The 22,145-nt window shown below is 42.4% G+C and carries 15 protein-coding genes; 9 read left to right on the plus strand and 6 right to left on the minus strand.

The features are described 5' to 3' along the window. Positions 1-360: 360 nt before the first annotated feature. The 3 genes from lon (at position 361) to AACL30_RS13330 (ending at position 5,413) form a co-directional block, all read left to right on the plus strand. Entirely contained in the window at positions 361-2,709 is a 2,349-nt protein-coding gene (lon, locus tag AACL30_RS13320) for an endopeptidase La (protein ID WP_339056930.1), read from the plus strand. Positions 2,710-3,000: 291 nt separating this feature from the next. Next, positions 3,001-4,875 (plus strand): peptidylprolyl isomerase, encoded by a 1,875-nt coding sequence (gene ppiD / locus AACL30_RS13325; protein ID WP_339056931.1) that lies wholly within the window; start codon positions 3,001-3,003, stop codon positions 4,873-4,875. A gap of 148 nt (positions 4,876-5,023) precedes the next feature. Next, positions 5,024-5,413, plus strand: a complete 390-nt coding sequence (locus AACL30_RS13330; protein ID WP_339056932.1) for a ComEA family DNA-binding protein — start codon at positions 5,024-5,026, stop codon at positions 5,411-5,413. Positions 5,414-5,820: 407 nt separating this feature from the next. On the opposite strand, the gene queC is transcribed toward AACL30_RS13330, so the two are convergent. Beyond that, positions 5,821-6,561, minus strand: coding sequence for a 7-cyano-7-deazaguanine synthase QueC (queC, locus tag AACL30_RS13335; protein ID WP_339056933.1), 741 nt, complete (start codon positions 6,559-6,561; stop codon positions 5,821-5,823). 1,054 nt (positions 6,562-7,615) lie between these two features. Between queC and cpxR the strand changes: the two genes are divergently transcribed. From cpxR to clpA, 6 genes are all read left to right on the plus strand, one after another. Next, the gene (gene cpxR, locus AACL30_RS13340) at positions 7,616-8,305 is read left to right on the plus strand and encodes an envelope stress response regulator transcription factor CpxR (protein ID WP_006704677.1); all 690 of its coding nucleotides are present in this window, start codon (positions 7,616-7,618) and stop codon (positions 8,303-8,305) included. After that, on the plus strand, positions 8,302-9,678 hold the full coding sequence (gene cpxA / locus AACL30_RS13345) for an envelope stress sensor histidine kinase CpxA (protein ID WP_339056934.1): 1,377 nt from the start codon (positions 8,302-8,304) through the stop codon (positions 9,676-9,678). Before cpxR ends, cpxA begins: the two co-directional genes overlap by 4 nt. 277 nt (positions 9,679-9,955) lie before the next feature. Continuing rightward, positions 9,956-11,068 carry a macrolide transporter subunit MacA gene (macA, locus tag AACL30_RS13350; protein ID WP_422389607.1) on the plus strand — a complete coding sequence of 371 codons (1,113 nt, stop codon included), beginning with the start codon at positions 9,956-9,958 and terminating at the stop codon, positions 11,066-11,068. Continuing rightward, on the plus strand, positions 11,065-13,014 hold the full coding sequence (gene macB / locus AACL30_RS13355; RefSeq protein WP_339056936.1) for a macrolide ABC transporter ATP-binding protein/permease MacB: 1,950 nt from the start codon (positions 11,065-11,067) through the stop codon (positions 13,012-13,014). Before macA ends, macB begins: the two co-directional genes overlap by 4 nt. Before the next feature lie 206 nt (positions 13,015-13,220). After that, positions 13,221-13,541: an ATP-dependent Clp protease adapter ClpS gene (gene clpS, locus AACL30_RS13365; protein ID WP_339056937.1), complete on the plus strand. Its 321-nt coding sequence runs from the start codon at positions 13,221-13,223 to the stop codon at positions 13,539-13,541. 27 nt (positions 13,542-13,568) lie between these two features. Further along, complete coding sequence (gene clpA, locus AACL30_RS13370) at positions 13,569-15,851, plus strand: ATP-dependent Clp protease ATP-binding subunit ClpA (RefSeq protein ID WP_339056938.1); 2,283 nt, start codon at positions 13,569-13,571, stop codon at positions 15,849-15,851. Positions 15,852-16,102: 251 nt separating this feature from the next. Here clpA and infA read toward each other — a convergent pair whose 3' ends face one another. From infA to trxB, 5 genes are all read right to left on the minus strand, one after another. Next, positions 16,103-16,321 carry a translation initiation factor IF-1 gene (infA, locus tag AACL30_RS13375; RefSeq protein WP_339056939.1) on the minus strand — a complete coding sequence of 73 codons (219 nt, stop codon included), beginning with the start codon at positions 16,319-16,321 and terminating at the stop codon, positions 16,103-16,105. Positions 16,322-16,517: 196 nt separating this feature from the next. Continuing rightward, positions 16,518-17,399: a leucyl/phenylalanyl-tRNA--protein transferase gene (locus AACL30_RS16565; RefSeq protein ID WP_422389553.1), complete on the minus strand. Its 882-nt coding sequence runs from the start codon at positions 17,397-17,399 to the stop codon at positions 16,518-16,520. Between the two features lie 4 nt (positions 17,400-17,403). Further along, positions 17,404-19,149 carry a heme ABC transporter ATP-binding protein/permease CydC gene (cydC, locus tag AACL30_RS13390; protein WP_339056940.1) on the minus strand — a complete coding sequence of 582 codons (1,746 nt, stop codon included), beginning with the start codon at positions 19,147-19,149 and terminating at the stop codon, positions 17,404-17,406. Further along, on the minus strand, positions 19,146-20,918 hold the full coding sequence (cydD, locus tag AACL30_RS13395; RefSeq protein WP_339056941.1) for a heme ABC transporter permease/ATP-binding protein CydD: 1,773 nt from the start codon (positions 20,916-20,918) through the stop codon (positions 19,146-19,148). The genes cydC and cydD overlap by 4 nt, the downstream gene beginning before the upstream one ends. 113 nt (positions 20,919-21,031) lie before the next feature. Continuing rightward, positions 21,032-22,000 (minus strand): thioredoxin-disulfide reductase, encoded by a 969-nt coding sequence (trxB, locus tag AACL30_RS13400; RefSeq protein WP_339056942.1) that lies wholly within the window; start codon positions 21,998-22,000, stop codon positions 21,032-21,034. Positions 22,001-22,145 lie beyond the last annotated feature (145 nt).

The raw sequence follows: 22,145 nt of genomic DNA on the forward strand, positions 1-22,145 counted from the left end.
ATTGAGCATTGCTCAAGAAGATTTGGAACAGGCTCTTAGGGGGGGGATTTCGTCCCCCATTTTTTCCTCGCATTGTTATTGTTGAATCTCAGACTTTTGTCCCCATATATCCACAATCTATAATAGTGAAATCCGTGACAATCTGTACTTTATCCAATACACACCGTAAAACTATAGCCGAATCAGTTTAATTTGATTCAAGGCGGAGGAGCGCAGACAGTACAAATAAATAGTACGGCAAGCGACGACAACACTTAAATCAAGTTAAAATGATTTGGCTATAAGGTTTTTTGGAGCGGGGGAAGATGTGAAAAGATTCCATTATAAGTCAGGCAGAAAGCTAACCTAAGAGAGAGTTCTATGAACCTTAAGCGTTCTGAACGTATAGAAATCCCAGTATTACCATTGCGTGATGTGGTTGTTTACCCGCACATGGTGATCCCCCTGTTTGTTGGCCGGGAAAAATCTATTCGAGGCCTGGAAGCCGCAATGGAACATGATAAAAAAATCATCTTAGTTGCGCAAAAAGACCCGGCAAAAGATGATCCTGCTCCAGAAGATTTATTTTCTGTTGGTACTATTGCGTCGATTCTACAAATGCTGAAATTGCCGGATGGCACAGTAAAAGTGCTGGTAGAAGGATTAAGGCGCGCGAAGATTGATATCCTTTTAGATGATGGTGAATGTTTCGTGGCGGTGACTCGACATATCGAACTGCCAGTAATGGATGAGCGGAAGCAAGAATCCTTAGTGCGTGGCGCAATTCATCAGTTTGAATGTTGTATAAAACTTAATAAAAAAATCCCCCCGGAAGTATTAATATCTTTAAACAAGATTGAAGATGCAGCCTGTCTTGCCGATACCATTGCCGCACATATGCCATTGAAATTAGCTGATAAACAGGAGGTTCTTGAAATGCCTTCTGTGACTGATCGGTTAGAGTATTTGCTTCAGAAGATGGATAAAGAAATTGATGTGTTAAAAATGGAAACAAATATCCGTAAACGCGTAAAAAAACAAATGGAAAAAAGCCAGCGCGAATACTATCTCAACGAGCAAATGAAAGCCATCCAGAAAGAGCTAGGAGAGATGGACGATACGCCCGATGAAAACGAAATGCTAAAGCGTAAAATTGAAGCGGTAAAAATGCCGAAAGAAGCGCGTGAAAAAACTGAAGCAGAATTGAAAAAATTGAAAATGATGTCGCCGATGGCGGCAGAAGCCACCGTAGTACGGAGCTACATTGATTGGATGTTGCAAGTACCCTGGAACGGACGCAGTAAAGTTAAAAAAGATTTAGTTAAAGCACAACAGGTACTAGACACTGAGCATTACGGTTTAGACCGTGTGAAAGATCGCATTCTTGAATATCTTGCCGTACAAAGCCGTGTTAATAAAATCAAAGGGCCGATTCTCTGCTTAGTTGGCCCCCCTGGCGTCGGAAAAACGTCATTGGGTCAATCTATTGCCCGTGCCACAGGTCGTCAGTATGTTCGTATGGCGCTGGGTGGTGTGCGTGATGAAGCGGAAATTCGTGGCCATCGCCGTACTTACATTGGTTCTATGCCAGGTAAGCTGATTCAAAAAATGGCTAAAGTTAAGGTAAAAAATCCGCTCTTTCTATTGGATGAAATCGATAAAATGGCTGCTGATATGCGAGGCGATCCGGCTTCTGCATTATTAGAGGTGCTTGATCCAGAACAAAATGTGGCTTTCAATGATCATTATCTTGAAGTTGATTATGATTTATCTGATGTTATGTTTGTCGCCACCTCTAATTCAATGAATATTCCGGCTCCGTTGCTAGATCGCATGGAAGTGATCCGTTTATCTGGTTATACCGAAGACGAAAAACTGAATATCGCTAAACAACATTTACTGCCAAAACAGTTTGATCGCAATGCTGTCAAAAAAAATGAACTTACTATTCAAGACAGCGCTATTATCAATATTATCCGCTATTACACCCGAGAAGCAGGTGTACGGAGCCTGGAACGTGAAATATCTAAACTCTGTCGCAAAGCAGTAAAAAATTTGTTAATGGATAAAGCCATTAAAAATATTGAAATTAATGGCGACAATTTGAAAACATTTTTGGGTGTACAAAAAGTAGATTATGGTCGTGCTGATACTGAAAATCGAGTTGGGCAGGTCACTGGCTTGGCCTGGACTGAAGTCGGGGGTGATCTGCTGACCATTGAAACAGCCAGTGTCCCAGGTAAAGGTAAACTGAGTTATACCGGTTCATTGGGTGAGGTGATGCAGGAATCTATTCAGGCTGCATTAACGGTGGTACGTGCGCGCGCAGAAAGATTAGGTATCCAGGCCGATTTTCACGAAAAACGTGATATTCATGTGCATGTGCCAGAAGGTGCAACACCCAAAGATGGCCCCAGTGCTGGTATTGCCATGTGTACAGCATTGGTATCTTGTTTGACAGGTAATCCAGTACGTGCTGATGTTGCAATGACCGGTGAAATCACATTACGCGGCTTGGTGTTGCCTATCGGCGGTTTAAAAGAAAAATTATTGGCGGCACATCGTGGTGGCATTAAGATTGTACTGATCCCTGATGAAAATAAACGTGATTTAGAGGAGATCCCGAATAATGTTATCGCTGATCTCACTATCCATCCCGTGAAAGGTATTGAGGATGTTCTTTCTTTTGCTTTGGAGCAGCCTCCCTTTGGCGCTGAGCTAAAATCCTAAAAACGGATGGTGAATGCCTTGCAGTATACCCAATGAATTTCGAGTTATGGCAAGGCGGCCAGGGCGACCGACCGATGAGCGTGGATATACCATGAGGCGAGCACCCGCAGACAACAAAGCCATAACTTGAAAGGCGAAGGGTATATTGATAAAAAAGAGGCTGGTAAGTCAGTACTTGCCAGCCATTTTTTGATGCTTAAAATTTGTTTGAAATTTTCTTTAATAGAGCAAAAAAATTTCGCATAAGCTCTAAGATTTTTAATATAAATTACAGCGGAGTATCATCACCTTATGATGGAAAAATTACGGGTGGCGACCAATAGTGTCGCACTGAAAATTATTATCGTTCTGATTATTTTATCTTTTATCTTAACGGGTGTCAGTGGTTATCTAGTGGGTGGTGCTAACGATTATGCTGCTAAGGTTAATGGTGAAAAAATTAGCCAAGCAAAATTACAGCAAGCATTTCAAAGCGAACGGGCTCGCATGCAACAGCAATTAGGAGAGCAATTCTCCACTTTGGCAAGTAATGAAAGCTATATGAGCAAATTACGTCAGCAGACACTCGAACAGCTTATCAATAATGTATTACTTAATCAGTACACGCAAAAGCTTGGTTTAACAGTCAGTGACGAGCAGGTAAAAGAATCGATTCGCCAAATACCGTATTTTCAAACGGACAATAAATTTGATAATACTAAATATCTTAATTTAATTAATAGTATGGGATACAAGCCCGATCAGTTTGCTCAATTACAGCGTCAACAATTAATTTTGCAACAGTTATTACAAGCTGTTGGTAGCAGCGAATTTATTCTGCCGATGGAAATGAAAAAAACAGCTGAACTTGTTTTACAACAGCGTGATGTTCGTCTTGCTACTATAGATGTCAACGCGCTACAAGCGCACCAAAAGGTAACTAATAAAGAGCTGAAAAATTATTATCATCAAAACAAAAAAGACTTTATCGCTCCAGCAGAAATAAAAATTAGCTATATTTTGATGGACATGGCGGAAATCCAGAAAAAAATTACAGTGAGTGAAAAAGAGATAGAAAGCTATTATCAACAACATAAAAACAATTATATCCAACCAGAGCGAAAACATTTTAGTGTCATTCAGCTAAAAACGGAAAAAGAAGCCCAGGCTATCTTAGCTGAGCTCAAGACAGGGGCTGATTTTGCTACCCTTGCTAAACAAAAATCCGTGGATATTATCTCACGCAAAAATGGTGGCACTTTAGGTTGGTTAGAAGTAAGCATGACCTTAGATGAACTGAAACAGGCTAATTTAACTGAAAAAGGTCAGCTCTCAGACGTAATAAAATCATCCGTGGGCTATTTAATAGTACGATTGAACGATATCAAACCAGAGCAAAGTAGGGCTTTTAAAGAAGTGCGTACTGAATTGCTAAAGAAAGTACAGCAAGAAAAAACCTTAGATGCGTATTATGCTCTGCAACAGCAAGTTAGCACGGCTGCTGCCAACAACAACGACTCATTGGCATCAGCCGAAGTCGCAGCAGATTTGCAAGCAAAACAAACTAATTGGTTTACTCGCCGGACAGTCCCTGCTGAATTGAATTTTAAACCGGTAATACAAGCGATTTTTGAGGGCTCTCTGATCGGGGCTGATGGTGCGAGCTCTGGTAATTCTGATGTGATTAATGTTGAAGGAGAAAAAGCTTTTGTTATCCGTGTTGATGGATATACACCGGAAAAACCTCAATCTTTCGATCAGGTTAGCAGCGAAATAAGAGAGCTAATTAAACGTCAAAAAGCAGAAAATGCGGCGCGAACTCAAGGTGAAAAAATCTTGGCGGCATTGCGGCAGGAAAAAGACATTCAAATAATGAAAAAAGAAGGTCTCAATTTCGGCAAGAAAGAAACCCTGTCTCGCTCTTCTTATGATGAAATGTTGATAAAAACTATCTTCACATTAGCTCACCCACAAAAAAATAAGCCGGTATATGGTTTATCTCAGGATAGCAAAGGCAATTTTGTGTTAATCGAGCTACTTACTGTTACTGCGGGAAAACTCGCCCAAGATGAGGAGGCGAGCTTTATTAATAAAATGCAGGAAGCGTCCAGCGGTATGAATTTTGAAGCGTTGATGGCAAATCTACATCAACAAGCGACGATAAAAATAAGTGCTACTGAATCATAATTGCTATCGGCATCACAATTATTTGCAAAATGATCTAACAAAAATAAGGCCGCTTGCGCGGCCATTCTCATATTTATCTTCCAGTGATTGCTAGGAAAAATGGCCTGAGGCAAAGTAAGCAGGTTGTTAAACGCATGGAGGATACAATATGAAAAAAAGTAAAAAATTACTGATATTAGCGTTGTTATTAACAGGATGGGGTACAACACTGAGACTGAATGCGGTACCGATTAACACGAATATTCCTGATAAAAATATAGCGACAACAGCCAGTCCGTCACAGAACATACACAATAAATCTAAAGAAAATACTGTGGTTGATACAAAAAAAGAGCCACCATCAAATCGGATTAGCATCAATACAGCTACTGCTGAACAATTGGCAAAGTCTCTCAATGGTATCGGTATGAAAAAAGCTGAAGCGATAGTCAGCTATCGTGAACAATATGGCAGATTCACTGAGCTTGATCAGCTCCAGGAAGTTTCAGGCATAGGGCCATCATTTCTAGAGCGTAATAGTGCCAAATTGAAATTGTAAGCTGGAAATATATTCTTCGCCTTTGAAAAGTTGCCTTCGGCTGCCAGGGCGACCGACCGATGAGCGTAGACATATAGCCGAATCAGTTTAATTTGATTCACGGCGGAGGAGCGCAGACAGTACAAATAGTACGGCAAGTGACGACAACACAGAATCAAATTAAACTGATTCGGCTATACGAACACCCGCCGCCAACAACACGGTGGCTTCAAAGGCGAAGAGTATAAATAATAGACCTCTTTCTAGCGAACCCTCCCCACGGAAAATTCAGCCGGGGAGGAATACCCTTCGTCTTTCGAGTTACGGCGGCGTTGGCAGCGATCACTCATTCCAGTCATGTACTACCTGTACACTCCTGGAATTCGATTGATTGCCGCCTTGCCGTAACTCGAAATTCATTGGGTATATTAAAGACGGTTGATTTTTTTCTGTAAATTTTCTATTACCTGCTGTTTATTAGCCTGGTAATAAATAAGACCTTGAGATCGTAAGTGACAGGCGGCACATTGCCCACAACCATCGCCTATATCGCCTTTATAGCAAGTTAATGTAGAGCTGCGAATCAACTTTAATTTTTGGTAGCTGTCTGCCAAAGCCCATATTTCAGCTTTATTGAGCCACATTAATGGGGTAATAAAATTGATAGGTTGATGTCGGTCAATACCGAGATTGATGGCTTGATTAAGTGATTTTACAAAATCATCACGGCAGTCAGGATAACCTGAAAAATCGGTTTCACATACGCCGGTAATAACGGTTGTCGAATTTATTTTGTAAGCGTAGATGGCCGCTAATGTAAGAAATAAAATATTTCTACCCGGCACAAAAGTATTGGGAATAGCTTTTTTGTTATTGTGCTTATTAGCGTCGGTATAAGGAGGTATGGGGATATGGTTTTGTGTCAAACTGCTTATTGTTAACTCATTAAGTAATGTTACATCTAAAATTTTATGGACGATGCCATTTTTTTCAGTGCGCTCATTATTTAATGTTTTCACTAATTTTTTTGCAACCTCGATTTCTTCACGATGACGTTGCTGGTAGTCAAAAGTAATACAATGCACTTTTTCATATTGTTGTAAGGCTTGGATCAAGCAAGTCGTTGAATCTTGACCACCACTAAAAACGACAACGGCACTTTGTTGCATAACACTTCCTCATTAGATCTCTTTCCAAACCGTAGTTCGTTATGCTAAGTCAAGGCACCCCCCGGAGCACAGCAACCTTCGTTGCCATAAGTACATGAGGATTGCGAGCATCGGGCAACGCAGGATTCGCGTCACGTAGTAGGTTTGGAAAGAGGTCTATACCCACAGCCCTTGAAGTTGCCGTTAGGCGGCCAGGGTGTGAGACCGATGCGCGTAGACAACTACGTGATTCGGCGAACACTCGCAGCCAACAACGCGCGGCGGCTTCAAAGGCGAAGGGTATATTATGTGACTGTTCCCGCCCTATTGGGAGCTTCCCACTTCACAGACCGCCACTTGTGTATGACAAGTCTAGAGTTTGTTCGAAATTTTTTGTGCTCACTAATTTCATCAAAAACAAGCTCAAAAAGCCGAGTCTACACGAAGTAAATAAGCATTTTGAGCTTTTTTTGGCAAAATATTAGCGTGCACAAAATAGTTGCAATGGGTAGCTAAAACGTTTGCATAGGCAAAGCATTTTAATTTGATTCAATACGGAGGAGCGCAGACAGTACAAATAGTACGGAAAGTGACGACAACATTTAAATCAAATTAAACTGCTTTGGTTATAAGGCGTGTAATAATCAATATCGCTCCGCTAGTTTGTATGTATTTGAAAGACTTTTAGCACCTGTTCTAAATTTTCTTGAGCGACACTCAATTGATGAAAAAATGGGCTAAAAAACGCCGTTACCTTCGGGGCTCTCTCACTGAAAATTCAGTGGGAGAGGATGTCAAAAATCGCGATGATCGACGAGCGATAGCCGATAACTTCAATAAAGCATCTTCTAATTAACTATCCGTCTCCATAATGCAAACTATCTGCTACGATTGTATGGGCAGCAAATAATAGCGGAGAAGCTAAAAACTAACATTGATACCATCATTAAATCTTATTAATTTACGCATTATCACGCCAAGATTCAGTTTGCTATGTAATTTTAAGGCAAATTACCTAACCTAATAGAATGCTGGTGGTTGATAACGTATTTCGTATCAAAGAGATGAAATTACTATGAATAAAATTTTACTGGTTGAGGATGATCGTGAAATAAGTGCTTCTTTGAAAGAACTACTTGAAATGGAAGCTTTTGAGGTGGTGGTTGCTTATGATGGCGAGCAAGCCTTGAAGTTATTAGATGATTCTATCGATGTGATATTGCTGGATATAATGATGCCCAAAAAAAATGGGATCGAAACTTTAAAAGAGCTTCGAAAAAATTATAAGACTCCAGTGATCATGTTAACGGCACGTGATACTGAATTAGATCAGACGCTGAGTTTTGAGCTCGGGGCTGATCAGTACCATGCGAAACCATTTAAACCACGCACTTTGATAGCACAAATCGGTAGGATATTACAAAGTCATCAACCACAAAATGAGGATCAGAGTGCGCGGATATTAAAAGTGGAAGGTTTAGAATTGAATCCTGGCCGACAAGAAGCCTCTTTTCATGAAAAAGTACTTGATCTAACCGGTACCGAATTTACTTTACTTTATTTATTAGCGGAACGTATCGGTCAGGTAGTATCGCGTGAAGAATTGAGTGAGAAGGTATTAGGTAAACGTCTCACTCCCTTTGATCGTGCTATTGATATGCACGTTTCTAACTTGCGCCGTAAGTTACCAGGACGTGAAGATGGGGGATACCATTGGTTTAAAACATTGAGAGGACGTGGCTATCTGATGGTCGCAAAAAAATGATCGCCAGTCTGACCACTCGTATTTTTACGATTTTTTGGTTCACATTATCACTGGTGGTGCTGTTGGTGTTGATGATACCGAAGCTAGATTCACGTCAAATAATTCCTCTGCAGGATGATGGTAAGCGTCAGGGTAGTATGTTGAAGCAACACATCGAAGCAGAACTTTCCAGTGAACCGGACGATGATCTTATGTGGTGGCGTCGTCTACGGCGCGTGATAGAAAAATGGGCACCGCCTGGTCAACATTTAGTATTGGTGACGGCTGAAGGGAGAGTGATCGGTGCCAAGGATAAAGAAATGCAAATGGTACGCAATTTTATCGGTCAATCAGATGATGAAAATGCGCCTCAAAAAAAGGAGTATGGTCGTTTAGAAATAGTCGGGCCATTTTCTATTCTTGACGGTAAAGAACGTTATCAACTTTATCTTATCCGCTCGGCCAATCATCGACAGTCTGATTTTATCAATATGATGTTTGATCGTCCGCTATTACTGCTTCTTGCCACGATGTTAATTAGTGCACCCTTATTATTTTGGCTTGCTTGGAGTTTAGCTAAACCGGCTCGTAATTTGAAAAATGCGGCCGATGATGTTGCTCGTGGCAATTTGAAGCAGCATCCAGAATTGGAATCAGGGCCACAAGAATTTTTAGCCGCCGGTGCCAGTTTCAATCAGATGATTAGTGCATTAGAGCGTATGGCTACCGCGCAACAACGTCTTATTTCTGACGTCTCCCATGAATTACGCACCCCATTAACCCGCTTACAACTTACTACCGCGTTGATGCGTCGTCGTTATGGAGAGGGAAATGAGCTGGAACGGGTTGAAAGAGATGTCCAACGGCTTGATAGTATGATTAATAATTTGTTGGTACTTTCCCGTACTCGCAATAAACATGAATTGCGGCGTGAACCACTAAAAGCCGATGAACTCTGGAGCGATATGCTAAATAACGCAAAATTTGAAGCGGAGCAGTTAAAAAAGACGCTCGAAGTGGCGAGCCCCCCGGAGGCATGGGCATTATTTGGTAATCCGTCGGCACTTGAAAGTGCTTTAGAAAATATCGTGCGTAATGCTTTGCGTTATTCATATCAACACATTGTAGTGGCATTTAGCGCAGATAATAAGGGTATTACCATTACTGTTGATGATGATGGTCCTGGCGTTAGCCCGGAAGATCGTGAGCAGATATTTCGGCCATTTTATCGTACCGATGAAGCTAGAGATCGTACGTCGGGAGGAACCGGTTTAGGTTTGGCTATTGTAGAAACAGCTGTCACTCAGCACCAAGGTTGGGTATTAGCGGAAGAGAGTCAACTCGGTGGTTTACGTTTAATTATGTGGCTTCCGGTAGATTGTGTCAGAGTATAGTCAAAATATATTAAGCATTATTTTTTATGATCTATTGAGCTTATTCAAAACTTCTTATTCTCGTGGTTTCTTATTCTAGTGGATACGGGGTCAAAAAAACTTTAATATGTTTATTCATGACTTTTAAAACCATCTATTTAAGATTAAATAATAAAAAAGCATGGATTTATATTAAATAATCATCGTTTTTATTTTTATATTAATTTTTTATTATATTATAATCAAAAATTTAAAATAATTGGGTGATACTTATTAAATAAGGCGGATAATAATTTTGATACAGTTTAAAGGATTAAAACGAAGTGGCATAGCAATTATTATTCTAGTGATTACTGTTTTTTTTACCATAAAATATTTCATAGCACCTCATCCTATTCAATATCAAACAATAAAAGTAACGACGCAAGATCTACAGAAAAAAGTATTAGCAACCGGTAAGCTTGATGCAGTACGCAAACTGGATGTTGGGGCTCAGGTGAGTGGCCAACTGAAACATTTGTATGTAAAGCTCGGTGATAAAGTGACGCAAGGTCAGTTGTTAGCGGTAATAGATGCGCAACAGGCAGAAAGCAGGATCCGAGAAGTAAATGCGATTTTACAGGATTTGAATGCACAGTTACGGCAAGGGTTGGCAGAGCGTAGATTGACCAAATTAACGTTAGATCGTCAACATACTTTGGCTAAATTACATGTCATTTCACAGCATGAGCTAGATAAAGCCAGCACTGATCTAGAGATAAAAAATGCCAGATTAGAGACTATTAAAGCCCAAATCGATAAAACCATCGCCAGTTTAGAGAGTGCAAAAATTAATCTCGGTTATACAAAAATTACCGCGCCTATGGGGGGTGAAGTTGTTCAAATCACTACCCTAGAAGGTCAAACTGTCATTGCTGCACAAAAAGTACCCACTATTTTAACCTTAGCGGATATGCAAACCATGTTAGTCAACGCGCAAGTTTCTGAGGCTGATGTTATCCATTTAACACCGGGTTTAAAAGCGTCGTTTACTATATTGGGGGATCAGAGCAAACATTTTCACGGTGTTTTGAAAGATATTTTATTGATGCCGGAGAAAATCAACGATGCTGTTTTTTACCTCGCACGTTTCGAAGTTCCTAACCCGGATGCTTTACTTCGTCTGCAAATGACGGCACAAATCTCCATAGAATTAAGCAATATCAAGCAAGCGATGGTAGTCCCCTTGGCTGCTTTGAAGCAAAAATTGGCTGATAATCTCTATCAAGTCGTTGTGTTAAAAAATGGCAAAGAAGAAAAACGTGAGGTTGCTATTGGTATTCGTAACAACATAAATGCGCAGATTCTCTCCGGCTTGATGCTTGGTGAAGAGGTTATTATCGGCCGTAGTCATCAAGAGAAAACATTATGATGCCGCTACTTGAACTGAAATCTATCCACCGTAGCTATCCTTCTGGCGAACAGAGCGTTGAAGTGTTAAAGGATATATCGTTGAAAATTAACGCGGGAGAAATGGTAGCCATCATGGGCGCTTCTGGATCTGGTAAATCAACCTTAATGAATATTCTTGGTTGTTTAGATCAGCCGACCACAGGCACTTATCTGGTTAATGGTCAGGATGTAGCGTCGCTTGATAACGATGGACTTGCCATCTTACGCCGTGAGCATTTTGGTTTTATCTTTCAACGTTATCACTTATTGCCTCATCTTAATGCAGCCCATAATGTCGAAATACCCGCTATTTATGCTGGATGGTCTAACAATAAAAGACATGAACGAGCGATCACATTGCTGACACGCCTAGGATTATCAGCCCGAGCTAATTATCGGCCTAATCAGCTTTCTGGCGGGCAGCAACAACGGGTCAGTATTGCTCGAGCATTGATAAACGGTGGAAAAATTATTTTGGCTGATGAACCCACAGGGGCATTAGATCGTCATTCTACTGTGGAAGTCATCACTATTCTTAAACAGCTGCAACAACAAGGCCATACTGTCATTATCGTCACGCATGATGCGCAGGTTGCGGCTCAAGCTGAACGGATTATTGAAATTAGTGACGGTAGTATTATTGCTGATTCAGGTTTTAAACCGTCGCCCAATAAGTTGCCAACGAAATCTTTGAGCCCGAAAGCGGATATTCCCTCGTGGCAACAAACCGTCTTCCGGCTGCGTGAATCATTATTGATGGCCTGGTGTGCCATGATGACGAGTAAAATGCGTACTGGGTTGACAATGTTAGGGATCATTATTGGTATCGCCTCGGTGGTTTTTATTTTGGTGATTGGCGAGGCGGCACAGAAAAAAGTATTGGCTGATATTCGGGCTATCGGTACTAATACTATTCATATTTATCCGGGGGAAGATTATGGTGATGACGAGCCTAGCCATTTACGCTCACTGACGGCTAATGATTTAGAAGCGTTAAAGGCTCAGCCTTATATTGATGTGATTTCACCGCTGATTGCCAGTAGTATGCGTTTGCGTTCGGGGAATGTTGATGTTGCTGGTCATGTGTTTGGTGTCAATGGTCAATATTTTCATGTTTTTGGCATGACGATGGCGCAGGGAAGCGTTATTAGCCAATATCAGGTTGATCAACAAAGCCAAGTGGTAGTGATTGATAATAACACCCAGCGGCTTTTGTTCCCTCATTTGGAAAACGTGGTAGGTCAAGTGATATTGATCGGTAATATGCCTGCTACGGTAATAGGTGTGGTGAAAAAAAAACCATCGATGTTTAACAACAGTGAGACTTTGCAGGTATGGGTGCCGTACCGTACTATGTCAAAGCGATTGAACGGTAAATTTTATTTTGATTCAATTACCGTGCGCATTAAAGACGGATATGACAGCAAAGACGTTGAACAAAAGCTAGTTCGTTTGTTGACATTACGTCATGGCAAGAAAGATATTTACACTTATAATATGGATACCCTTCTACAAACAGCAGAAAAAACCACGCGTACAATGCAACTTTTTTTAACATTGGTCGCAGTGATTTCCTTGATCGTCGGCGGTATTGGCGTGATGAATATTATGCTGGTCTCAGTGACAGAGCGTACCCGTGAGATAGGCATTCGTATGGCCGTGGGTGCCCGTCCAGGGGATATTATGCAACAATTTCTGATTGAAGCCGTATTGTTGTGTTTAGTGGGGGGGATTTTGGGGGTGATGCTGTCATTGATCGTTGGCTTCGCTATGTCAATATTGTTACCTAGCTGGCCTATTGTTTTTTCACCGATGGCGATGTTGAGTGCTTTTTTATGCTCGACTGTGATTGGTATTGTTTTTGGTTATTTGCCTGCTCGTAATGCTGCGCGTTTGAGTCCTATTGAGGCTTTAGCACGAGAGTAAATATAGTTGGCTGTGGGTGAGTTGATATAGCGAGCCAATGTAGATTATACCCTTCGCCTTTCAAGTTACGGCTTTGTTGTCTGCGGGTACTCGCCTCATGGTATGTCCACGCTCATCGGTCGGTCGCCCTGGCTGCCTTGCCGTAACTCGAAATTCATTGGGTATAGACAGTAAATAAAAAAATATTAGTAAATAGTAGGCGAGTAATGAAAGACAACCATGCTGGACTAGATGTCGAACATTTAGTTAATGAGCAACAGATTGATAAACTGCAACCCCCCTCTTTGTATAAAGTTATACTGAATAATGATGATTATACTCCGATGGAGTTCGTCATTGATGTTTTGCAAAAGTTCTTTTCTTATGATATCGAACTTGCCACGCAACTTATGCTGGATATTCATTATCAAGGTAGAGCTATTTGTGGTGTTTTCACCGCAGAAGTTGCAGAAACTAAGGTAGTGTTAGTCAATCAATACGCTAGAAAAAATGAGCATCCATTGCTTTGCACATTGGAAAAAGCCTGATTAAGGCAATTTATTGGGGAGGTGCCTATGCTCAATCAAGAACTTGAACTCAGTCTTAATATGGCTTTCGCCAATGCGCGAGAGAATAGACATGAGTTTATGACCGTGGAGCACCTATTGCTGGCGTTACTGAATAATCCGACAGCAGAAAAAGTGCTAGTGGCATGTGCAGTTGATTTTGTTGCTTTACGGCAAGAGTTAGAAGCTTTTATCGAACAAACCACACCGATATTATCGGATACGGAAACAGAACGTGATACTCAACCGACATTGAGTTTTCAACGAGTATTACAACGGGCGATATTCCATGTTCAATCATCCGGACGTGGTGAAGTATCAGGCGCTAACGTATTAGTGGCTATCTTCAGTGAACAGGAATCTCAGGCGGCTTATTTATTACGCAAACACGATGTTAGCCGTTTAGATGTGGTGAATTTTATTGCCCATGGTTTGTGTAAAAATGAATCAGAACAACTCCCTAAAGATACAGAGTCTTCGGTGAGTGAAGAATCTTCAATGGGAGAAGAATCCATCGAGAATTTCACCACTAATCTTAATCAACAGGCTAGCGTAGGGAGTATCGATCCGCTTATAGGTCGGGACAATGAATTAGAACGTGCTATTACGGTATTGTGTCGCCGACGAAAAAATAATCCTTTGTTGGTCGGTGAGTCGGGTGTGGGTAAAACCGCTATTGCTGAAGGACTCGCTTGGCGCATTGTGCAAGGCAATGTGCCAAAAATTATCGCAAAATGTAAGCTTTATTCTCTCGATATTGGTTCATTGTTGGCGGGTACCAAATATCGGGGCGATTTTGAAAAACGTTTCAAAATATTATTGAAACAACTCGAGCAAGATAAAGAAAGCATTCTGTTTATTGATGAAATTCATACGATGATTGGTGCAGGTGCAGCTTCTGGTGGACAAGTTGATGCGGCTAATTTGATAAAACCTCTGCTTTCTAGCGGAAAAATTAGAGTCATGGGATCGACGACTTATCAAGAATTCAGCAATATTTTTGAGAAAGATCATGCTTTAGCGCGTCGTTTCCAAAAAATTGACATTACAGAACCCACCGCGGAAGAAACAATACAAATTATTAATGGGTTAAAACCAAAATATGAAATGCATCATGATGTACGTTATAGCACTAAAGCAGTACGTGCTGCGGTAGAGCTGTCAGTTAAGTATATTAATGATCGCCACTTACCGGATAAGGCGATTGATGTCATTGATGAAGCTGGCGCACGTAGTCGATTAATGCGATCTAATAAGCGTAAAAAAACCGTTAATGTGGCAGATATTGAAGTTGTGATCTCACGAATGGCAAGGATACCAGAGAAAACTATCTCAGAACGTGATAAAAATGAGCTACAACATTTGCGCGCTCGATTGAATATGTTGGTATTTGGGCAAGATAAAGCGATTGAAGCCTTAACCGAAGCCATCAAAATGAGTCGAGCGGGGTTAGGTCATGAGAGAAAACCTGTCGGCTCATTTCTTTTCGCTGGCCCGACAGGTGTCGGAAAAACGGAAGTTACAGTACAGTTAGCGAAGGCGTTACATATTGAGTTACTGCGCTTTGATATGTCTGAATATATGGAGCGTCATACTGTTAGTCGTCTCATTGGTGCGCCTCCAGGATATGTTGGTTACGATCAAGGGGGATTATTGACGGATGCGGTGATCAAACATCCGCATTCGGTCTTACTGCTTGATGAAATCGAAAAAGCACATGCTGATTTGTTTAATTTGTTATTGCAGGTAATGGATAACGGCACGCTAACCGACAATAATGGTCGCAAAGCCGATTTTCGTAATGTTATCGTTGTAATGACAACCAATGCGGGGGTAAGGGAATCCCAGCGAACCTCTATTGGTTTTCAACAACAGGATAATAGTAGCGACGCGATGGAAGAAATCAAAAAAATATTTACACCGGAGTTTCGTAACCGCTTGGATAATATTATTTGGTTCAATCATCTTTCAATTATCGTGATCCAGCAAATTGTTGATAAATTTATCGTCGAATTGCAAGCACAGCTCGATGCGAAGGGAGTATCTCTGGAGGTCAGTGATGAGGCACGTAATTGGCTGACAGAAAAAGGTTATGATAGGGCGATGGGAGCAAGGCCAATGGAGAGGATCATTCAAGAAAATCTGAAAAAACCATTGGCTAATGAACTGTTGTTTGGATCACTACTTTATGGTGGCTCGGTTATTGTTAGTTTAGATAAAAATAAACAGAAACTCAGCTACCAATTTCAAGCAGCCAAAAATCGTAAAGCGGCTGGAGCCGTTCTTAATTAACTGATATGACATTGCCGCCAAGGAAGGAGGTAAAATTTTATACCCTTCGCCTTTCAAGTTATGGCGGCGCTGGCTACTGGCACTCATCCCAGTCACGAACTACGGATAAGTTAGCCGAAAGCGATAAATACCCGTTGCACGCGACAAGGCAGTAATAAAAGTCAGTACTAAATTACCAGCGAATACAAACAATGCGTTAGCGTTTTTAAATTCTAATCACTTTCCTCGCCTAAACCGGGGGCGAGGGATCTCTACCTTTCACGGAAGATAATACGGCCTTTACTGAGATCGTATGGGGTCAATTCCACATTGACTTTGTCGCCTGTTAAAATGCGGATATAATTTTTACGCATTTTACCAGAGATATGAGCGGTTACTGAGTGTCCGTTTTCCAATTCAACGCGGAACATGGTATTTGGTAACGTATCTATGACGGTACCCTGCATTTCAATATTGTCTTCTTTGGCCATCGAATCCTCTAGGGGTTACTACCTTAATTTTTAACCGAAAGATAATGCCGAAAAATCTACATTATGTAAAGGTGTGTTGCATACCGCGGCTGCTTTAAAGGAGAAGGGTATCTCAATATTTTACTCTAAGCTGGCCAGAGGTCTATACCCTTCGCCTTTCAAGTTACGGCGGCGTTGGCTGCGGGTGCTCGCCGAATCACGTAGTATGTCTACGCTCATCGGTCTCACTCCCTTGCCGCCTTGCCGTAACTCGAAATTCATTGGGTATATACAATACTTGAACTGGCCAACATTCAGTCGATACTGAACTAAGTTGTAGCTGCCGCAATTGTTGTAAAAAATAATGGCGCGGGACTTCTCTTGCGCCAAGTAATGCAGTGTGAGCGTTGAGCACCTGACAGTCAATTAATTCTCCTCCATGAGAAGAAAAATGATGACAGAAAACCATTAATGCACTTTTAGACGCATTATCTGCCAGGCTAAACATTGACTCACCACAAAATAACGTGCCCTGCGCGACACCATATAAACCGCCAACCAGTTTATACCCACAGTCTTTGAAGTTGCCGCTAGGCGGCCAGGGTGTGCAACCCGATGAGTGTAGATCTACCTGAGAGCGAGGGCTCGTAGCCAACAACGCGGCGGCGTCAAAGGCGGAGGGTATATCCTCCTGCCATACTTCCACCGAATGGGCATAGCCTAGTTGATGTAATTGACAATAAGCTTGCTGTATTTCACCGCTGATCCAGGTTTCTTCTTTACGCACAGTAGCGCAAGCTGTTACCACATCAGAAAAAGCACAATTAAGCGTAAAACGATAAGGGCATTGGCGCAGGAAGCGGCGCATACTACGACTGATATGCAATTCTGTGGGATAGAGTATGGCACGGGGATCGGGTGACCACCACAGGATCGGATCACCTGGGCTAAACCAAGGGAATATCCCTTGCCGATAGGCTGCCAATAGTCGAGGGACACGGAGATCGCCGCCTAAAGCCAAGAGGCCATTAGGCTCCTGCAATGCTAATTCTGGCGCGGGAAAAGTAAAAGAATGCGCTGCTAGCTGAGTGATATCCATATATTTATACTTTAGCGCTCCATTGACCGAGCTGATAATAACGACCTTTCTTGTTCATTAATTGCCTATGATCACCTTGTTCAACAATGCGGCCTGCATCCATGACACAAATGCGATCCATTGTATCGAGTCCGTACAGGCGATGGGTGATCAATATCATACTTTTATGCTGACCATGTTGGCGTAATAGAGACAAAATTTGTTGCTCGATAGTCGCATCCAATCCTTCTGTTGGCTCATCCAGTAGCAATAATGGGGCGGGATGTAAAAGCGCCCGGGCAACGCCTAAACGGCGTTGTTCTCCACCTGATAAGCTGCGGCCTCCCTCTCCTAGCCATGCGTTTAAACCTTCACTATTTTCTAACAAATTTTGTAATCCAACTTGGTTTAGTACTGTTTCCAATGCATTATCTGTCGCGAGGGGAGAGGCGAGTAGCAAATTTGCCCGCAAAGTATCACTAAAAATATGGATCCGCTGACTGACAACCACCATCATCTGACGTAATGTTTTTTCATTAAAATTTGCTAGGGGTTGCTGATTGATAAAAATATCACCCTGAGTCACATCCCATGCACGGGTTAATAATTGCAATAATGTTGACTTCCCGCAGCCGGTACGTCCAACGATGGCGACATGTTCCCCTGCTGCTATGGATAATGAAATATTTTGCAAGACAGGTAATGGCTGATCGGGATAAGTGAAACTCAGCTGTTTTATTTCCAGCTCTATTTTTTTTGCGACGGCGGTAACCTTGTTAGGAAAGACGACGCTGGGTTGTTGATTAATCAGTTCTAGCACGCGCCGAGCAGAAGTGATCACCTGTCCTAAGTATTGAAAAGCAGTAGCTACTGGTGATAAAGCTTCAAAAGCGGCGATTGTTGTAAAGACAAGTAATGCAATGAGTGCTCCCGATTGATTATTGCCTTCTCTGTGAGTGAAAGTCATATTTTCCGTTACTAACCATAATAATAAGGTTACCGTCAGGCCAGAGGCGAATATCATCAGTGATTGGGCAATCGCTACCAAGGACGCTTGCTGTTGCTGCTGAGCTAACCAGCGTTGTTCAATTTTTTCTAATTTTGTGCGAAATCGCCCAAAAGCACCAAATACCAACAGTTCTGCTTGTCCCTGCAAACAGCGGGTAAGCTGACAGCGATACCGACTGCGTAAATGCGTCAACGCCTCGCCAATAGGTTTACCCGCCCGATAAAAAACCATAGGCAAGAGCAGTAATAATCCCAGCAGAATAATGCCTAATGTGAACGCCAATGTGACATCCAGCCAAATTAATCCGTAAGTGACGACCAATATCACTATTAATGCGGCGATAAAGGGAGCGATCACACGTAGATAAAGGTGATCTAAGGTATCGACATCAGCAACCAGCCGATTCAAGAGATCACTTTGTTGAAAGCGGTTGGTGCTTGCTGGGGATAACTGTAGGATTTTTTTAAAGGTAAAGACACGCAGATCAGCGAGGACGCGAAAAGTAGCGTCGTGATTAACAACTCGCTCGGTATAACGTCCCACAGTTCTTATCATGGCTGCCGCTCTTATTCCTGCCGCGGGCAATAAATAATTAAAACTGTATAGTCCAGGCGATCCAGCGAGGGCGGTACCTGCTAACAGCCAGCCTGAAAGTGTAAGCAGTCCTATTGAGGCTAACAGGGTGAGGGTTGCGAGCACAATTCCCAAACTGATCCAAAACCAGTGACGGCGGTACAATGCTAAGAAGGGAAGTAGAATCATGAACTTGCCTCGCGTCGATAGCTAAGTAAATTGGCAAAAGCCCCTGCAGTTTTACTAAGCGTCGCGTGATCCCCTTGCTGAATCAGCAAACCCCGCTCCATGACCCAAATCAAATCATAATCGACGGTGTTTTCTAGCTGATGCGTCACCAGCAGCGTTGTTTGCGCATGGGAAGCGGCCATTAATGCGCTCATTACACGTTGTTCACTATTGACATCAAGGTTAGCACTGGGTTCGTCCAATAATAATAAGCGGCAGGGATTGAGCAAAGCCCGTGCTACTGCGACCCGCTGTGCCTGGCCAACCGAAAGGCGGGCGGCTTGATCGCCAATTTCCGTTGTTAGCCCCTGCGGTAAATCCGTTAAAAATTCGTCAACATAGGCGCGTTTGATGGTCTGCTGTAGTTGCGTTTCATTGGCATCGGGTTTAGCCAGCAAAATATTTTCAGCCAAGGTTTGTGCAGGGAGATAAGGATTTTGTCCGACCCAACTTACCTGCTGACGCCATGCTGTTAAATCAAGCTCTCTTAGCTCGATTCCATTGACTGTTATTGATCCTCGATAAGGTAAAAAACCAAGTAACAGAGACAGTAATGAACTTTTTCCCGCCCCGGAATGACCGACGATGGCAATGCGTTGCCCGGCAACTACCGAAAAATTTAATGGCCCAGCGAGGCGAGTACCATCGGTGGCGATGATTTCTAATTGATTGGCGATGAGCGTGATGGGATCATCATCGGATAGTTTTTTATTTCCAGTGTTGATGGTGGTTTCCGCTTCACTTGTTAAAAAGGTGACCAGTGATTCAGCGGCACCCAGTGCTTGTGCTTTGGCATGATAGAAGGTACCGAGATCCCGCAAAGGTTGGAAAAATTCTGGGGCGAGCATTAATACGAAAAAACCAGAAAAAACAGTCACTCCGGTATGATAACGACCAAAATCGAGTGCACCGAGATAAGAAAAACCGAAATAAACGGCCACCATTGCGATAGAAACCGCGGCAAAAAATTCTAACACGGCGGAAGAAAGAAAAGCTAAACGCAGTACTTCCATGGTTCGTCGGCGAAATTGATCTGATGTTGCGAGAATTTGATCGGTTTCGGCTTGCGCGCGATGAAATAGGCGCAAGGTATCTAATCCTCGTAAACTATCGAAAAATTTACCGCTTAAGCGCGCTAAGGAAATAAAATTGCGCCGATTTGCCTCTGCCGCTCCCATGCCGACTAACATCATAAACAGGGGTATCAAGGGAGCGGCGATCAATAAAATCAGCGCTGTTGCCCAATTAATGGGAAAAATAGCCATTAAAATTAATAACGGGATAAAAGCAGCAAGATACATTTGTGGTAGGTAACGTGAATAATAATCTTGCATATCGTCAATTTGCTCAAGAATAATCGTCGCCCAACTCCCGGCTGGCTTGCCTTGCACCCAAGATGGCCCCAATTGTTCCAGTTTATCCAACACGATTTTACGGATCCGCGATCGGATCCGCATACCGCTAATAAAGCCAATTCGCTCACGTCCCCAATGGATAAGAGAACGTAATGCAGAGGTGATGATCAGTAAGCCAAAATATTTAAGCAGTAGGGTAGGGGGAAGCTGATCCACAATCAAAGATTGTAACAGGGTTGCCAGTAACCCTGCTTGAACGATAATCAATCCTGCACTTAACAAGCCAAGCAACATAGATAACCTGAGCCAAAACTGCACCGGTTTTCGTTGTTTTTTCAACCAGTGCATTAACTCATGCTGTCTTGTTTTATTCATCAGTATACCCTTCGCCTTTCAAGTTACGGCTTTGTTGTCTGCGGGTGCTCGCTCTCATGGTAGATCCACGCTCATCGGTCGGTCGCCCTGGCCGCCTGGCCGTAACTCGAAATTCATTGGGTATATATCTCGTTGCCTAAAGCATCGAGGTAACGTTCAGCATCCAAAGCGGCCATACAGCCGCTGGCTGCTGAAGTAATGGCTTGGCGATAGACCTGATCCATTACATCGCCGGCAGCAAATACTCCCTGAATAGAAGTTTGTGTCGCGTTACCATGAAAACCGGATTGTACTTTGATGTAGCCATTTTCTAATGCCAACTGATCACTGAAAATTTTGGTATTAGGCGTATGGCCAATCGCAATAAAAACACCTGCGACCATTAATTCATCTTCAATTTCGTTCTTTTTTATGACACAAGAGGTGACGCCATTTATTTCATCACCCCGTATTTGATCCAAGGTGGCACAGGTATGTAGCATAATCTTCTCATTGGCCACTTTTTCATATAGTCGATTGATTAATATTTTTTCGGCGCTAAAACAATCACGGCGATGAATTAAATGAACTTTTTCAGCAATATTAGCTAGATAGAGTGCTTCCTCTACGGCGGTATTCCCTCCACCGACTACAGCGACGACTTGCTTTCGATAGAAAAAACCATCACAGGTAGCACAAGCAGAAACGCCTTTGCCTTTAAAGGCTTCTTCTGATGCTAAGCCCAGGTAACGAGCGGAAGCACCGGTGGCGATGATCAGCGCATCACAGGTATATTCGCTATTCTCACCGAATAAATGGAAAGGGCGCTGACAGAGTTTTACCCGATGAATATGATCAAAGACAATTTTGGTGCCGAATTTTTCTGCATGTTCATGCATACGTTCCATCAGACGAGGCCCTGTGAGATCCTTGGCATCACCAGGCCAATTTTCTACTTCAGTGGTGGTTGTCAATTGCCCGCCTTTGTTTAGTCCGGTAATTAATAAAGGGGCTAAATTGGCACGCGCGGCATAGACAGCAGCGGTGTAACCGGCGGGGCCTGATCCTAAAATAATTAATCGGCGATGTTTAACCGTATGCATCGATACCTCGTATTCAGATTCAGATGTGATCTTTTTTGTGGGATTATGATTGTCGTTCTGACGGTAGCGCAAAGGGTGAAATAGACCGATGCATGATAACTGCTCCCAAGCTCAGCTGAAGTTGGGAGCAGTACGCAGTAGGTTA

It is taken from the genome of Candidatus Regiella endosymbiont of Tuberolachnus salignus (assembly GCF_964020115.1).
Lineage (GTDB): Bacteria > Pseudomonadota > Gammaproteobacteria > Enterobacterales > Enterobacteriaceae > Regiella > Regiella insecticola.

Coding starts and splice junctions, on each gene's coding strand:
- lon (WP_339056930.1), top strand. CDS start 361: ATGAACCTTAAGCGTTCTGAACGTATAGAAATCCCAGTATTACCATTG.
- ppiD (WP_339056931.1), top strand. CDS start 3,001: ATGATGGAAAAATTACGGGTGGCGACCAATAGTGTCGCACTGAAAATT.
- AACL30_RS13330 (WP_339056932.1), top strand. CDS start 5,024: ATGAAAAAAAGTAAAAAATTACTGATATTAGCGTTGTTATTAACAGGA.
- queC (WP_339056933.1), bottom strand. CDS start 6,561: ATGCAACAAAGTGCCGTTGTCGTTTTTAGTGGTGGTCAAGATTCAACG.
- cpxR (WP_006704677.1), top strand. CDS start 7,616: ATGAATAAAATTTTACTGGTTGAGGATGATCGTGAAATAAGTGCTTCT.
- cpxA (WP_339056934.1), top strand. CDS start 8,302: ATGATCGCCAGTCTGACCACTCGTATTTTTACGATTTTTTGGTTCACA.
- macB (WP_339056936.1), top strand. CDS start 11,065: ATGATGCCGCTACTTGAACTGAAATCTATCCACCGTAGCTATCCTTCT.
- clpS (WP_339056937.1), top strand. CDS start 13,221: ATGAAAGACAACCATGCTGGACTAGATGTCGAACATTTAGTTAATGAG.
- clpA (WP_339056938.1), top strand. CDS start 13,569: ATGCTCAATCAAGAACTTGAACTCAGTCTTAATATGGCTTTCGCCAAT.
- infA (WP_339056939.1), bottom strand. CDS start 16,321: ATGGCCAAAGAAGACAATATTGAAATGCAGGGTACCGTCATAGATACG.
- AACL30_RS16565 (WP_422389553.1), bottom strand. CDS start 17,399: ATGGATATCACTCAGCTAGCAGCGCATTCTTTTACTTTTCCCGCGCCA.
- cydC (WP_339056940.1), bottom strand. CDS start 19,149: ATGATTCTACTTCCCTTCTTAGCATTGTACCGCCGTCACTGGTTTTGG.
- cydD (WP_339056941.1), bottom strand. CDS start 20,918: ATGAATAAAACAAGACAGCATGAGTTAATGCACTGGTTGAAAAAACAA.
- trxB (WP_339056942.1), bottom strand. CDS start 22,000: ATGCATACGGTTAAACATCGCCGATTAATTATTTTAGGATCAGGCCCC.